Origin of the sequence: Cohnella rhizosphaerae (assembly GCF_029525575.1) — a bacterium.
In the GTDB taxonomy this organism is placed as follows: Bacteria; Bacillota; Bacilli; order Paenibacillales; family Paenibacillaceae; genus Cohnella; species Cohnella rhizosphaerae.
Genome location: NZ_JAPDIA010000005.1, coordinates 65,574 through 79,905, shown reverse-complemented (window position 1 = coordinate 79,905; position 14,332 = coordinate 65,574). Strand labels below are relative to the sequence as shown.

The 14,332-nt window shown below is 61.6% G+C and carries 17 protein-coding genes, 1 pseudogene and 1 other annotated feature; of the genes and pseudogenes, 17 read left to right on the top strand and 1 reads right to left on the bottom strand.

Annotation, left to right across the window (positions count from 1 at the left end):
- The first annotated feature begins 188 nt into the window (after positions 1-188).
- The 3 genes from ispD to gltX are packed head-to-tail and all read left to right on the top strand — an operon-like array spanning position 189 to position 2,906.
- Entirely contained in the window at positions 189-920 is a 732-nt protein-coding gene (gene ispD, locus OMP40_RS17590) for a 2-C-methyl-D-erythritol 4-phosphate cytidylyltransferase (RefSeq protein WP_277533379.1), read from the top strand.
- The gene (ispF, locus tag OMP40_RS17585; protein ID WP_277533377.1) at positions 917-1,396 is read left to right on the top strand and encodes a 2-C-methyl-D-erythritol 2,4-cyclodiphosphate synthase; all 480 of its coding nucleotides are present in this window, start codon (positions 917-919) and stop codon (positions 1,394-1,396) included. Before ispD ends, ispF begins: the two co-directional genes overlap by 4 nt.
- Positions 1,397-1,421: 25 nt before the next feature.
- The gene (gene gltX, locus OMP40_RS17580; RefSeq protein WP_277533376.1) at positions 1,422-2,906 is read left to right on the top strand and encodes a glutamate--tRNA ligase; all 1,485 of its coding nucleotides are present in this window, start codon (positions 1,422-1,424) and stop codon (positions 2,904-2,906) included.
- Positions 2,907-3,124: 218 nt separating this feature from the next.
- Here the strand turns inward: gltX and OMP40_RS17575 are convergent, their stop codons facing one another.
- The gene (locus OMP40_RS17575; protein ID WP_277533375.1) at positions 3,125-3,685 is read right to left on the bottom strand and encodes a hypothetical protein; all 561 of its coding nucleotides are present in this window, start codon (positions 3,683-3,685) and stop codon (positions 3,125-3,127) included.
- Positions 3,686-4,205: 520 nt separating this feature from the next.
- Here OMP40_RS17575 and cysE point away from each other — a divergent pair.
- The 14 genes and pseudogenes from cysE (at position 4,206) to OMP40_RS17505 (ending at position 14,050) form a co-directional block, all read left to right on the top strand.
- Positions 4,206-5,022: pseudogene (gene cysE, locus OMP40_RS17570) on the top strand (serine O-acetyltransferase).
- 6 nt (positions 5,023-5,028) lie between these two features.
- Positions 5,029-6,432 carry a cysteine--tRNA ligase gene (gene cysS / locus OMP40_RS17565; protein WP_277533373.1) on the top strand — a complete coding sequence of 468 codons (1,404 nt, stop codon included), beginning with the start codon at positions 5,029-5,031 and terminating at the stop codon, positions 6,430-6,432.
- Entirely contained in the window at positions 6,429-6,911 is a 483-nt protein-coding gene (locus tag OMP40_RS17560) for a Mini-ribonuclease 3 (protein WP_277533371.1), read from the top strand. Before cysS ends, OMP40_RS17560 begins: the two co-directional genes overlap by 4 nt.
- Before the next feature lie 398 nt (positions 6,912-7,309).
- Positions 7,310-8,074 carry a 23S rRNA (guanosine(2251)-2'-O)-methyltransferase RlmB gene (gene rlmB / locus OMP40_RS17555; RefSeq protein WP_277533417.1) on the top strand — a complete coding sequence of 255 codons (765 nt, stop codon included), beginning with the start codon at positions 7,310-7,312 and terminating at the stop codon, positions 8,072-8,074.
- Positions 8,061-8,609 (top strand): NYN domain-containing protein, encoded by a 549-nt coding sequence (locus tag OMP40_RS17550; protein WP_277533370.1) that lies wholly within the window; start codon positions 8,061-8,063, stop codon positions 8,607-8,609. Before rlmB ends, OMP40_RS17550 begins: the two co-directional genes overlap by 14 nt.
- Before the next feature lie 227 nt (positions 8,610-8,836).
- Positions 8,837-9,487 (top strand): RNA polymerase sporulation sigma factor SigH, encoded by a 651-nt coding sequence (gene sigH / locus OMP40_RS17545; protein WP_217597501.1) that lies wholly within the window; start codon positions 8,837-8,839, stop codon positions 9,485-9,487.
- Between the two features lie 383 nt (positions 9,488-9,870).
- The gene (gene rpmG, locus OMP40_RS17540; RefSeq protein WP_271754013.1) at positions 9,871-10,020 is read left to right on the top strand and encodes a 50S ribosomal protein L33; all 150 of its coding nucleotides are present in this window, start codon (positions 9,871-9,873) and stop codon (positions 10,018-10,020) included.
- Positions 10,021-10,040: 20 nt separating this feature from the next.
- Positions 10,041-10,250 carry a preprotein translocase subunit SecE gene (secE, locus tag OMP40_RS17535; protein WP_217597500.1) on the top strand — a complete coding sequence of 70 codons (210 nt, stop codon included), beginning with the start codon at positions 10,041-10,043 and terminating at the stop codon, positions 10,248-10,250.
- Positions 10,251-10,276: 26 nt separating this feature from the next.
- Complete coding sequence (nusG, locus tag OMP40_RS17530; protein ID WP_217597499.1) at positions 10,277-10,810, top strand: transcription termination/antitermination protein NusG; 534 nt, start codon at positions 10,277-10,279, stop codon at positions 10,808-10,810.
- A gap of 124 nt (positions 10,811-10,934) precedes the next feature.
- Complete coding sequence (gene rplK / locus OMP40_RS17525) at positions 10,935-11,345, top strand: 50S ribosomal protein L11 (RefSeq protein WP_277533414.1); 411 nt, start codon at positions 10,935-10,937, stop codon at positions 11,343-11,345.
- A 108-nt stretch (positions 11,346-11,453) separates the two neighbouring features.
- Complete coding sequence (gene rplA, locus OMP40_RS17520; protein WP_277533364.1) at positions 11,454-12,149, top strand: 50S ribosomal protein L1; 696 nt, start codon at positions 11,454-11,456, stop codon at positions 12,147-12,149.
- A 49-nt stretch (positions 12,150-12,198) separates the two neighbouring features.
- Positions 12,199-12,361: a sequence feature (ribosomal protein L10 leader region), on the top strand.
- Positions 12,362-12,424: 63 nt separating this feature from the next.
- Positions 12,425-12,928, top strand: coding sequence for a 50S ribosomal protein L10 (rplJ, locus tag OMP40_RS17515; RefSeq protein ID WP_277533362.1), 504 nt, complete (start codon positions 12,425-12,427; stop codon positions 12,926-12,928).
- A 74-nt stretch (positions 12,929-13,002) separates the two neighbouring features.
- Positions 13,003-13,362 carry a 50S ribosomal protein L7/L12 gene (gene rplL, locus OMP40_RS17510; RefSeq protein WP_090117931.1) on the top strand — a complete coding sequence of 120 codons (360 nt, stop codon included), beginning with the start codon at positions 13,003-13,005 and terminating at the stop codon, positions 13,360-13,362.
- Positions 13,363-13,444: 82 nt separating this feature from the next.
- A complete protein-coding gene (locus OMP40_RS17505) occupies positions 13,445-14,050 on the top strand; it encodes a class I SAM-dependent methyltransferase (protein ID WP_277533360.1) in 606 nt (201 codons plus the stop codon).
- The last annotated feature ends 282 nt before the right edge of the window (positions 14,051-14,332 follow it).

The window sequence follows — 14,332 nt, the reverse complement described above, 5'->3', positions numbered from 1 at the left end:
CAGGCGGGCGCGGCGGGCCGCTGAAACGGGACGCCGCCAGCGCCGCTGCCGGCCGGCTTGCCGCCCTCTTGGAAAATGGACGCCGACCGGGTATGATGGAAAGGTATACGGGCGGGACCCGCTGGGGTCCCGTCCTTCTTCACGATTGCGGACGGCGGAAAGAGCCCTTGGGCGGTCGGTCCGCGATCATGCCGAGACGGAAAGAAGGCGTGGACATGGATTGGGGAGCGGTCATCGTCGCGGCGGGCAGCGGCAAGCGCATGGGCGCCGGCATGAACAAGGCGTATCTGCCGCTGGAGGGGCGTCCGGTGCTTGCGCATACGCTGGAGGCGTTCGAGGCTTGCGAAGCGGTGAGCGAGATCGTGATCGTGGCGGCGGCGGGCGAAGAAGCGAAGGCCGAGGCGCTCGCGCGCGAGTTCGGCATCCGCAAGCTGACGGCCGTCATCGCGGGCGGCGCGGAGCGGCAGGACAGCGTGTACGCGGGACTCGCGGCGCTGCGTGCCGAAGGCGCGCTCGTCCACGACGCCGCGCGGCCGCTCGTGACCCCGGCGCGGATCGCGGCGTGCTGCGTGGCGGCGGCGGCGCAGGGCGCTGCGGCGCTGGCGGTGCCGGTCAAGGACACGATCAAGCTGTCCGACGGCGCCGGGATGATCGTGTCCACGCCGGAGCGCAGCTTGCTGTGGGCGGTGCAGACGCCGCAGGCGTTTCGCCGGGCGGAGCTGATGGACGCGCACGAGCGGGCGAGGCGCGAGGGCGCCGCCGCCACCGACGACGCGATGCTGCTGGAGCGTCTCGGCCGCAAGGTGGCGATCGTGGAGAGCGATTATGCCAACTTGAAGATAACGACGCCGGAGGACCTGCCCATCGCGGAATTGCTGCTGGCACGGCGCCGGCGCGACGGATTGGAGCGAAACGGATGATTAGAATAGGACAAGGCTTTGACGTGCACCAGTTGACGGAAGGACGCGCATGCATCATCGGCGGCGTCCGCATTCCGTACGAGAAGGGACTGCTCGGCCATTCCGACGCCGACGTGCTGCTTCACGCGATCAGCGACGCCGTGCTCGGCGCGCTGGCGCTCGGGGATATCGGCAAGCATTTTCCCGATACGGACGAGGCGTTCAAGGATGCGGACAGCGTCATGCTGCTCGAGCGGGTATGGGCCCTCACGGCGGAGCGCGGCTACCGGCTCGGCAACGTCGACGCGACGATCATCGCCCAGGCGCCCAAGATGGCGCCGCACATCCCCGCGATGGTCGACGTGATCGCGCGCACGCTCGGCGCCGCGGCCGATCAGGTCAACGTGAAGGCGACGACCTCGGAGCGGCTCGGCTTCACGGGCCGCGGCGAAGGCATCGCCGCGCAGGCGGTCGTGCTGCTGGTCAAGCAAGACTAACGACGGGAACTGGAGGGACATGGACATGACCAATCAACCGGCCGGCAAAGTCCGGGTTCGCTACGCGCCGAGCCCGACGGGGCATCTTCATATCGGCAATGCGCGCACCGCTATTTTTAACTACTTATTCGCACGCCATCACGGCGGGGAGTTCATCATCCGCATCGAGGACACCGACGTCAAGCGCAACGTCGCGGGCGGCGAGGAGAGCCAACTGACGTACCTGAAGTGGCTCGGCGTCGACTGGGACGAGAGCGTCGATCGCCACGGCGACGTCGGACCGTACAGACAGACCGAGCGTCTCCACATTTACGACGAATTCACCAAAGTGCTGCTGGACCGAGGCCTGGCTTACCGCTGCTATGCGACCGAGGAAGAGCTTGAGGCGGAGCGCGAGGAGCAGCTCGCGCGGGGCGAGACGCCGGCCTATTCGGGCAAATACCGCGACATTACGCCGGAGCACGAGGCGCAGCTGGTGGCGGAAGGCCGCATTCCGGCGATTCGGTTTCGCGTCCCGGAAGGTCGTACGTATACGTTTAACGATATGGTCAAGGGCGAGATCACGTTCCGTTCGGAGGACTTCGGCGACTTCGTCATTGTCAAGCGAGACGGCATTCCTACGTACAATTACGCGGTCGCCGTCGACGATCACCATATGCGGATCAGCCATGTGCTGCGCGGCGAAGACCATATCACCAACACGCCCCGCCAGCTCATGATCTATGAAGCGCTCGGCTGGGAGCCGCCGGTGTTCGGCCATATGACGCTGATCGTGAACGAGAGCCGCAAGAAGCTGTCCAAGCGCGACGAGTCGATCGTACAGTTCATCGAGCAGTACGACGGTCTGGGCTATCTGCCGGAGGCGCTGTTCAACTTCATCGCGCTGCTGGGCTGGTCGCCGGAGGGCGAGGAGGAGATCTTCACCCGCGAGCAGCTGATCGAGATCTTCAAGGCGGAGCGGCTGTCCAAGAGCCCGGCCGTGTTCGATACGGCGAAGCTCAACTGGATCAATCAGCATTATCTGAAAAGCGTATCGCCGGAGCGTCTGCTCGAACTGTGCCTGCCGCATCTGAAAAAGGCGGGCCGCATCGCCGAGCAGCCGGACGAGCGGGAAATGGCCTGGGCGGCGGCGCTCGTGACGCTGCTGCGCGAGCATCTGCGCTACGGCGCGGAGATCGTGCCGCTGTCCGAGCTGTTCGTGCGCGAGCGGATCGAAGTCGACGACGAAGCGCGCGAGGTGCTGGCCGACCCGCAGGTGCCGACGGTGCTGGACGCGTTCGCGCGGCAGATCGAAGCCGCCGGCGAGGAGGGCTTCACGGTCGAGGGCATGAAGGCGCTCATCAAAGCCGTGCAGACGGAGACGGGCGCCAAGGGCAAAGGCCTGTTCATGCCGATCCGGGTGGCTTTGACCGGTCAGATGCACGGACCGGACCTGAACGGCACGATCTGGCTGCTCGGCCGCGACCGCGTGCTTGCGAGGCTGCGGGAGACGGCGGCTTCGCTCGGCTGACCGCAAGCCGCAGGGCCTACAGGCAACAGGGCCGACTGCACGCTACAGGGCCGACTGCAGGCACAAGGGCGCTGCGGGCGGAACGGTGCGAGCAGCGAGCGGACGAGCGGGAAACGGCTGCCGGGATTGAGCGGGCGCGTGCGAATAGGCGTTCTTTCTGGGGGGGAGCGAGCGGAGAGGGGATAGCGCACCTTTTTGTACCTTTTTCCCGCTATCGGCTAGGATGCGACGGAATAGCGATGTGCGACATCGTTATTCGGCTGCGGATGTGAGGATGCGACGGAATAGCGATGCGCGATATCGTTATTTAGGTGCGGATGTGAGGATGCGACGGAATAGCGATGTGCGACATCGTTATTCGGCTGCGGATGTGAGGATGCGACGAAATAGCGATGCGCGATATCGTTATTTAGGTGCGGATGTGAGGATGCGACGGAATAGCGATGTGCGACATCGTTATTCGGCTGCGGATGTGAGGATGCGACGGAATAGCGATGCTCGACATCGTTATTCGGCTGCGGATGTGAGGATGCGACGGAATAGCGATGCGCGATATCGTTATTTAGGTGCGGATGTGAGGATGCGACGGAATAGCGATGCGCGACATTGTTATTTAGCTGCGGATGTGAGGATGCGACAGAATAGCGATGTGCGACATCGTTATTCGGCTGCGGATGTGAGGATGCGACGGAATAGCGATGTGCGACATCGTTATTCGGCTGCGGATGTGAGGATGCGACGAAATAGCGATGCGCGACATCGTCATTCGGCCTGAGCACGTGCCTTTGCGCTGTAGAACGTTAAAGACGACAATTCCAACCCACGCTCCGCTCATGACCGCCCGAGCCACTTGTCACCCGCCGGACGTTGCACTATACTTGCTGTAATAGCGACGAACAGGAGAGTACGCCACGACGAGGAGCGACCAGAGAGGACTGCCTAGGGTGAGAGCAGTCTCGTATCCGACGTGGGGGAAATGCGCCTGGGAGCCGCAGCGCCGAGCGAAGCGCCGGACGCCGCCGATTCATTCCGTCGAATCGGCCGGCCCGAAGGCTTGCGTTAGGCGTTGCCGGGGGGCCCCGTTAACGGCCGAATGAGACGGGCGATTCGCCGCGCCTTGCTGGAAGAGCAAGAACGCCGATCGCGCCAAGCAGAGTGGGACCGCGTCAGAAGACGCCTCTGCAGCGAGAGCTGCCGGGGCGTCTTTTTTTGCGCAGTCATGCGTCGCCGCGCAGCTTTCGCGAAGGATTTCGCATTCTTCGGCAACTAAGGCAGCACACTTCAAGGGGGGGAGAACACATGGGCTTCTGGGAGACGGTGCGTTCCGACGTAGAAGCGGTGTTCGAAAACGATCCGGCGGCCAGGAGCCGATTCGAGGTCATCTTCACGTATTCGGGGCTGCACGCCATCTGGGCGCACAAAATCGCGCACGGCTTCTTCAAGCGAAGATGGTTCACCGCGGCGCGCGTCATCTCGCAGGTGAGCCGGTTCATGACCGGCATCGAGATCCATCCCGGCGCCAAGATCGGCCGCAAGCTGTTCATCGACCACGGGATGGGCGTCGTCATCGGGGAGACCTGCGAGATCGGGGACGAGGTCGTCATTTACCAAGGCGTGACGCTCGGGGGGGACCGGCAAGGAAAAAGGCAAGCGCCACCCGACGATCGGCAACCGGGTCGTCATCGCTTCGGGCGCCAAAGTATTGGGTTCGTTCAAAGTAGGCGACAATTCCAATATAGGCGCCAACTCCGTCGTGCTCCGCGAGGTGCCGCCGGACAGCACGGTCGTCGGCATTCCGGGCCGCGTCGTGAAGCGGGGCGGACAGCGGATCGGCGACCGGCTCGACCATACGAACCTGCCGGACCCGGTCATCGAGACGTTCCGCTTCATGCAGAAGGAGATCGACGACCTCAAAGGCGAGCTGGAGCATTTGAAACGGGAGCGCAGCGGATACTTCGATCCGCCGCCGCTCGAGCTCAAGGCCAAATGCGATTCCTCCGCCGACGCCGGAGACGGCAAGCCTGCCGAAGGCGATGCCGCGCGGGGGGACGACCGCGACCGCCGGGCAGAACCCGTTTATTCTTCCGCCTGTTCAAGAAACTCAAAGGAGCCATAATCGACCATGACCCTTCGCATTTACAATACGCTGACCCGCGAGGCCGAACCATTCGTGCCCCAGCAGCCCGGCCAAGTCACGATGTACGTATGCGGACCGACCGTATACGGGTATATTCATATCGGGAACGCGCGCCCCGTCATCTTCTTCGACGTCGTGCGCCGGTATATGGAGCATGCCGGCTACAAGGTCAACTACCTGACCAACTTCACCGACGTCGACGACAAGATGATCCGGCGCGCCGAGGAGATGGGCATCACCGTCCCCGAGCTGGGCGAGCGGTTCATTCAGGCGTTCATCGAGGATACGACCGCGCTCGGTGTCTTCCCGGCCACGAAAAACCCGCGGGTGACCGACACGATTCCGGAGATCATCTCGTTCATTCGTACGCTCGAGGAGAAGGGCTATGCTTACGAGAGCGGCGGAGACGTCTACTACCGAACCGCGCGATTCCCCGACTACGGCAAGCTGTCCCACAAAAATCTAGCGGATCTGCAGTACGGCATCCGGATCGAGGTGGACGAGCGCAAGGAATCGCCGCAGGACTTCGTTCTCTGGAAGGCGGCCAAGCCGGGCGAGATCAGCTGGAGCAGTCCTTGGGGCGAAGGCCGTCCGGGCTGGCACATCGAGTGCTCGGCCATGGTGCTCAAGTACGCGGGCGAGACGCTCGACATCCACGGCGGCGGCAACGACCTGCAGTTCCCGCACCACGAGTGCGAGATCGCGCAGTCTGAGGCGCTGACGGGCAAGCCGCTGGCGCGCTACTGGATGCACAACGGCTTCGTCAATATCGACAACGAGAAGATGTCCAAGTCCATCGGCAACGTCGTCAACCCGCGCGAGCTGCTGCAGAAGACGAGCGCGCAGGCAATCCGCTATATCATGCTGACCGGCCATTACCGTAGCCCGATCAACTTCAGCGAGGAGTCGGTCGCCCAGGCCGAGAACAGCGTGCAGCGCCTCGCCAACGCGCGCGACAACCTGAAGCACCGGCTGTCCTCCGTCTCCGAGCTGGTGCCCGCCGATCCTTCGGTCGCGCCGAGGCTCGCGCAGCTCCGGGCGGCGTTCGACGCCAAGATGGACGACGACTTCAACACGGCGGACGCGATCACGGTGTGGTTCCAGACGGTGTCCGACGCCAATGCGTATTTGAAGCGCGACGCGGCCTGCGCGGCGGACATTCATGCGTATCTGGAACTCATCGCGACGTTCGACCGGGTGCTCGGGCTGCTGCCGCCGGAGGCGGGCGCAGAGCTGCTGGACGCGGAGGTCGACAGTCTGATCGCCGAGCGCGCAGACGCGCGCAAGCGCCGCGACTTCGCGCGTGCGGACGAGATTCGCGACCTGCTGGCGGAGAAAGGGATCATCCTTGAAGATACGGCGCAAGGGATGCGGTGGCGCCGGAAATGACGGAGCTTCGCACGAACGCGCCGCTTCCGGTCATCGCGCCGGAGTTGCCGAAGGACCAGCCGGTCAACCTGCTTAATCCGATCGTGCTCGCTTACATCGGCGACGCGGTGTTCGAGGTGTATATTCGCCAGCGGCTGATCGCTACCGCGTCGCGCAAGCCGCACGAGCTGCACAAGGCCGCTACCCGTTACGTCTCCGCCGCCGCGCAGGCGCGGCTGCTGGCGCGTTGGGGGCCGCTGCTGACGGAAGAGGAGGCCGACGTCGCGCGGCGCGGCCGCAACGCGAAGTCGGGCTCGCCGCCGCGCAATGCGGATCCGGGCGATTACCGTCACGCGACCGGCCTGGAGTCGCTGGTGGGCTATTTATTTTACCGCGGGGAGCGGGACCGGCTCGAGACGTTGATCGGGCTGGCCTTCGAACCTGAAGATACGAAGCCGGAGGGGTCCGCGCGACCCGGGCGAAAGGAAGAGACGACATGAGCAGCAATCGCAGCAATCGCCCGGGAGGACCGGGGAAACCGGACCGTTCGGCGAAGGGAGCCGGCGGACCGTCCGCCTATGGCGGGACGGGCGCGGGAGCCCGCGAGGGCCGCCGACAGGCGGAAGGACGCGCGGGCTCCCGCGACGCAGTCCGGTCCGCGGATCGGCGCGCGGCGGACAAGCCGTCCGCCGGCGGCGCGCGCAAGCCCGCGGGCGGCTACAAGCCCGGCTTCGCCGCGGATCGCAGGAGCGGGGCCGGGCAGCGGGCGTACGGCCGCCGGCACGAGGCCGAGGCGGCCGAGCGCGAGACGCGCGTTCGCGTCGCCGCGTATGAGGACGAGGCAGCCGAAGCTTCGGCGGCGGACGACGGGGAAGACGCGGCCGAAGGCGAGCAATACCTGGCCGGCAAGCATCCGGTGCTCGAGGCGCTCAAGGCGGGGCGGACGCTCAACAAGATCTGGCTCTCGAACCAGGCCCAGAAGAGCCTCGTTCAGCCGATCTTGGAGGAGGCCAAGGGACGCGGCGTCGTCGTGCAGTATGCGGACAAGCGCAAGCTGGACAGCCTGGCTCCCGGCATTCAGCATCAAGGTGTCGTGGCGCAGGCGGCGGCGGTATCGTATGCCGAGCCGGAGGAGCTGCTCGCGCGGGCGGCCGAACGCGGCGAGGCGCCGCTGATCGTGCTCCTCGACGAGGTCGAGGATCCGCACAACCTCGGCTCCATCCTGCGGTCGGTCGACTGCACGGGCGCCCACGGCGTCATCGTGCCCAAGCGCCGCAGCGCGAGCCTGACGGCCGTCGTCGCCAAGACGAGCGCGGGCGCCGTCGAGTACGTGCCGGTCGCGCGGGTGTCCAACCTGGCCCAGACGATCGACCGGCTGAAGGAAGCGGGCGTCTGGATCGCCGGCGCGGCCGGCGAGGCGAAGGACGACGTCTATGCGACCGATCTCACCGGGCCGATCGCGATCGTCATCGGCAGCGAAGGCAAGGGCTTGTCCCGGCTTATTCGCGAGAAATGCGATTTTCTGATCTCTCTGCCGATGTTCGGCAAGCTCAACTCGCTCAACGCCTCGGTCGCCGCGGGCATCATCCTCTACGAAGCCGTGCGCCAGCGGCTGGCGAAGCGCGGCGGCGGTCCGGGCAAGGGCGGCCATGCTTCGCCGTGAGGACATCCTCATCGTCGACGGCTACAACATGATCGGCGCGTGGCCCGAGCTGGACCGCCTGAAGGCGACCCGGCTGGAGGACGCGCGCGATCGGCTGCTCGACATGCTGGCGGATTACCAGGGCTACCTGGGACTGAAGGTCATCGTCGTATTCGACGCGTTTCGCGTGCCCGGCGTCGGCGCCAAGTTCAAGCAGCATCGGCTCGGCGTCGTGTACACCCGCGAGAAAGAAACGGCCGACGAATGCATCGAGCGGCTCGTCGGCGAGGTGAAGTCGGTGCGGCGGGACGTGTACGTCGCCACTTCGGACCAGACCGAGCAGCACGTGGCGTTCGGGCGCGGCGCGCTGCGTCTGTCCGCGCGCGAGCTGCTGCTCGCGGTGGAGGAGAGCCGGCGCGAGATCGGCAAGACGATCCGCAAGGCGCCGCCGCCGAAGCGCAATCCGCTGGGCGGCGTCATCAGCGACGACGTGGCGCGGGTTCTGGAGCGGTGGCGCCGGGGCGAGCGAGCGCCGGGCGATTCGGACAAGTCCTAGCGACCCACCGGACCGGGACCCGTATCCCTCCGTGCGGGAGCGGACCTGTATCCATTTTAGGCTGCAAGTCCGTTCGCCAAAACGCAAACAAATGTCCGCATTGCCCGGAAGCCTTGAATTATAAGGGTTTTCTTCATTGACGCTATGGGTTTCATCAAGTATATTGGTAATAGTTTGGTAGAGGGATCCAGTTTGTATCTGAATGTCTTGAAGCCGGAGGGATGACCGTGAGCGTCGACGTGAACGACCTTGTCACATATGAATACGACTTCAAGACCGACGAGGATATCGTCGAGTCGGTCCGCGCGGGCGATTCAGAGGCACTGGAGTATCTGATCAATAAATATCGCAATTTCGTCCGGGCGAAGGCCCGTTCTTATTTTTTGATCGGCGCGGAGCGCGAGGACATCGTGCAGGAGGGCATGATCGGCCTGTACAAGTCGATCCGCGACTTCAAAGGGGACAAGCTGGCCTCCTTCAAGGCGTTCGCGGAGCTGTGCATCACGCGCCAGATCATTACCGCGATCAAGACCGCGACCCGGCAGAAGCATATTCCGCTCAACTCCTACGTTTCCCTGGACAAGCCGATCTACGACGAGGACTCCGACCGTACGCTGCTGGACGTCATCTGCGGCTCCCGCGTCTGCGATCCCGAGGAGATGATCATCAACCAGGAGGAGTTCTACGGCCTGGAGGACAAGATGTCCGAGATCCTGAGCGATCTCGAGCGCAAGGTGCTCATGCTCTATTTGGACGGGCGTTCCTATCAGGAGATCGCCGTCGACCTCGATCGCCACGTCAAGTCCATCGACAATGCGCTTCAGCGCGTGAAGCGCAAGCTCGAGCGATATCTGGAGGTCAGGGATATCGGTCTTTAGGTTGGCCGAAGCCGTCAGCTACATAGCAGTGCTCGCAGAGGCAGCGCCGGACGGCAGGCTGCTTTTTTTTATTTTCGCAGGGTGCCGGGAACTTCGGGTTTAAAGGATATCCCCGCTTGGCAAGAATGATAGAGAGCTCTGCGGCCGGGAGCCAAAGACACGTCCCACGATCTGCGCGCGTTGACCATAGTCAAGCTTCTCGTTGACATTGCCTATGGGCTATGATAAATTACTTTAGTAACCTTAAGGTGGAGTTTTATGCGCAGCCCTGAATATGGTGTGATACGCCAGGTGTCGTTGTCGTACGTAACGGCTTAGGCGTATTAACCCGGATTCAATGTCTTTTTTTTTTGTGATCTGGCACAGCCCGGGAGGTGGAACAGATGCGGGTAATCATCACTCTCGCTTGCACGACCTGCAAGCAGCGGAATTATGCGACGACCAAGAACAAGCGCACGCACTCCGATCGCATCGAACTGAAGAAGTTCTGCAAGTTCTGCAATGAGCATACGGCTCATCGCGAGACGCGCTAAGCTCTAGGAGGTTTTGGGACGTGACTTTCCTGGCCAAAATGAAACAGAGCTTTGGGTCCTTTACTTCGTTCTTTGCCGATAGTTGGAGTGAATTGAAGAAGGTCCGTTGGCCCAAACGTAAAGAGTTGGTCAGCTACACGCTGGTCGTTATCGTGACGGTCGCGATCGTTACGCTTTACTTTTGGGTGCTGGACGTCATCATTTCGCGGTTGATCGACCTCGTCATTTAACGCGGAACCCAAAGGTGGCTTTTCCGATGGAAAAAAGATGGTATGTAGTTCACACGTACTCCGGTTACGAGAACAAAGTCAAGACGAACCTGGAGAAACGCGTGGAATCGATGGGCATGCAGGACAAGATTTTTCGCGTGCTCGTGCCCATGGAGGAAGAACTCGTCAACAAGGACGGCAAGAAAAAGACCGTGATGCGCAAGGTGTATCCGGGCTACGTCCTCGTCGAGATGATCCAGACGGACGATTCCTGGTACGTGGTCCGCAACACGCCCGGCGTCACCGGGTTTGTCGGATCGACCGGATCGGGATCGAAGCCTACGGCCCTGCTGCCCGAAGAAGTGGATCAGATTCTGAAACACATGGGTATGGAGGAGCCGAAGCCGGTCATCGACTTCGAATTGAAGGAGAATGTCCGCGTCAAGGTCGGCCCTTTCGCGAACTTCGTCGGGTCGGTCGAAGAGATCCTTCACGACAAGAGCAAGCTGAAGGTGCACGTCAACATGTTCGGCAGAGAAACCCCGCTTGAGCTGGATTACACTCAGGTGGAGAAGATATAAGAGTCTGGCGGATGGGGGCGTTCGCGCCGCCGCTCGCAGGTTTCTGGATTTGAGCGGGAGGGACCAAGCATCCCGTTATACCGCATTTTGAGCTGGAGGTGCAACAACATGGCAAAAAAAGGTCATTAAAATGGTCAAGCTGCAGGTGCCGGCCGGCAAGGCTAACCCTGCGCCGCCTATCGGTCCCGCACTGGGTCAAGCAGGCGTTAATATCATGGCCTTCTGTAAGGAATTCAACGCGCGTACGGCTGACCAAGCCGGCCTGATCATTCCGGTCGTCATCACCGTATTCGAAGACCGTTCCTTCACGTTCGAGACGAAGACGCCGCCTGCGGCCGTATTGCTTCGCGTCGCTGCTGGCATCCCGAAGGGATCCGGCGAGCCGAACAAGAAGAAGGTCGCTACCGTTAAGCGCGCGAAAGTTCGCGAGATCGCCGAGCAGAAGATGCAGGATCTCAACGCGGCTTCCGTCGAAGCGGCTATGCGTATGGTCGAAGGCACGGCGCGCAGCATGGGCGTCGTCATCGAAGACTAATCGCAGCGGACCTGTTATAGGGATCGCGATCGCGCTTCGGACCGTACTTGGGACGAAGGGCGAAGTGGGAGGAGACTTCCGTTACTACCACACAAGGAGGAGAACTACATGGCTAAGCACGGCAAGAAGTACCAAGAAGCCGCCAAGCTGATCGACCGCGACGCAACTTATGAAGCCGCCGAAGCGATCGAGCTTGTGAAGCAAGCGGCCAAGGCGAAGTTCGACGAGTCCGTCGAAGTCGCCGTCCGTCTCGGCGTCGATCCGAGAAAGCAAGACCAGAACGTGCGCGGCGTCGTCGTCCTGCCTCACGGCACGGGCAAGACCCAGCGCGTGCTTGTATTCGCCAAGGGCGACAAGCTCAAAGAAGCCGAAGCCGCTGGCGCTGACTATGTCGGCGACACGGACCTCATCAACAAGATCCAGCAGGGCTGGTTCGAATTCGACGTCTGCGTAGCGACGCCGGACATGATGAGCGAAGTCGGCAAGCTCGGCCGTATCCTCGGCGGTAAGGGCCTCATGCCTAACCCGAAGGCCGGCACGGTTACGAACGACGTGACCAAGGCCGTCCAAGAGATCAAGGCCGGTAAGATCGAGTACCGTCTGGACAAGGCAGGTCAGATTCACGCTCCGATCGGCAAGGTATCCTTCGATTCGGCGAAGCTCGCCGACAACCTGAAGGCACTGGTCGACGCGCTGAACCGCGCCAAGCCATCCGCTGCGAAGGGCGTATACCTGAAGAACATCTCGATTTCCTCGACGATGGGCCCGGGCGCGCGTCTGAACGTTTCGGCATACCGTCTCTAATCGCCAGCTTCTGGCGATTGACAGACCGAGTATGGACGTGTTACTTTAATCAAGTTGAATATTGATACCGTAGACCGTAGGTGCCGAGAGGCTTAATTTCCTACCGAGGTGTGTGCATACATTCGTTACCTGTCCTTGCCTTTCAGGGATGCGTAAGATTAATGTAACGTCATGCCTCCGCGATGTCTGCGGGGGGCATTTTTAATGCCTTCGTGAAGGCGATAGCCTTATAGACGATCGATACGGTGAAGTCCTACGACCAGGAGGTGTACCAAATGGCAAATGCAAAGATTATCGAAGCCAAGCAGCAGGAAGTCGAAGCGATCGCCGCCAAGCTGAAGTCCAGCGCGAGCACGGTCGTTGCCGATTACCGCGGCCTTAACGTCGCTCAAGTCACGGAACTTCGCAAGCGTCTGCGCGAAGCCGGCATCGAATTCCAAGTGTTGAAGAACTCGCTCGTCAGCCGCGCTGCGGCTAGCGTCGAGCTGAGCGACCTGGATGCCGTCCTGACGGGTCCTACCGCCGTAGCGTTCAGCGCTACGGACGTCGTTGCCGCAGCGAAGATCCTCAACGACTTCGCGAAGAAGAACGATGCGCTCAAGCTGAAAGGCGGCGTCATCGAAGGTCGCTTTATCGATGCTGCTCAAGTCAAGGCACTGGCTGACCTGCCTTCCCGCGAAGGTTTGCTCTCCATGCTCCTCAGCGTCCTGCAAGCGCCGATCCGCAACTTCGCGCTCGCCGTCAAGGCGGTCGCCGAGAAGAACGAAGCAAGCGCATAAGTCGTACGCCTTCAATATGGGGGCGCGCGGATTCAAAACACCAACAAATTATCTAATTTAACGGAGGTACTACCATGAGCAAAGAGTCCATCTTGGAAGCCATCAAAGGCATGAGCGTCCTGGAACTGAACGACCTGGTCAAGGCAATCGAAGAAGAATTCGGCGTAACTGCCGCTGCACCGGTTGCCGCTGGCGCAGTTGCAGTCGCAGAAGTTGAAGAGCAAACCGAATTCGACGTTATCCTGCTCGAAGCTGGCGCTTCCAAGATCAACGTTATCAAGGTTGTTCGCGAAATCACGGGTCTTGGCCTGAAGGAAGCGAAGGACGTTGTCGACAACGCTCCTAAAGCTGTTAAAGAAAAAGTGGCTAAGGACGAAGCTGACGCTGTTAAGGCTAAGCTCGAAGAAGCCGGCGCTAAGGTCGAAGTTAAGTAATTTAGCTTAACAATCGAATCGCGAACCCCTTGAAGCTTGCCTTCGAGGGGTTTGTGCATGTTTGAGCAGAGGGGACGAGGAGATGGCTGACCATTATTATACGCAGCAGCCCAGCGCGCGCAGCGACCGCAAAAAAATCGAGGCCGTGCTGCGGGGGCAAAAGCTTCAGTTCGTCTCCGACTCCGGCGTGTTCTCGCGGGACGGGGTGGACTTCGGCAGCCGGGTGCTGATCGCGCATATGGAGCTGGGACAGCAGGACCGCGTGCTGGACGTCGGCTGCGGCTACGGCCCGATCGGACTGACGGCGGCCCGCCTGGTGCCGCGAGGACATGTGACGATGCTGGACGTGAACGAACGGGCCGTCGCGCTGAGCCGGGAAAACGCCGCGCTGAACGGCATCGGCAACGTGGACGTTCAGGTTAGCGACCTGTACGAAGCGGTGGGCGGCAGAGCGTTCGACGTCATTCTGTCCAATCCGCCGATCCGGGCGGGCAAGGCTGTCGTGCATCGGATTCTCGAAGAAGCGCACGCGCATTTGAATCCGGGCGGCGCGCTATGGATCGTCATTCAGAACAAGCAGGGCGCGCCCAGCGCGAAGGCCAAGCTTGAAGCATGCTTCGGCGAGGATCATGTGAGCGAAGTCGGCAAAGACAAAGGGTACCGCGTATACAAAGCGGTTAAGGCTTAAGGTTTTTAAGAGGCAAGCGGCGCGGTCGCGGCGACGGCGTTCAGAATTTCAGCGTCTGAAATCCGCGTTTGACCTCCCCGGGCGCTTGTGGTACTATTAAAAGATGTCAGATTTAAGATGGGCTAGTTGTCTGTATGTGAGGAAGTTATTCGATTAACGCCATTCAGAGGAATAAAAATACGCCGTTTGGCGTATATTGGGTGAATGGGCTGGATACGAGTGCCATTGTGCCTCCGCATGGGGCATAGGGGCTTTTATTTGTTTGCCGCTGTGATTTTGCGC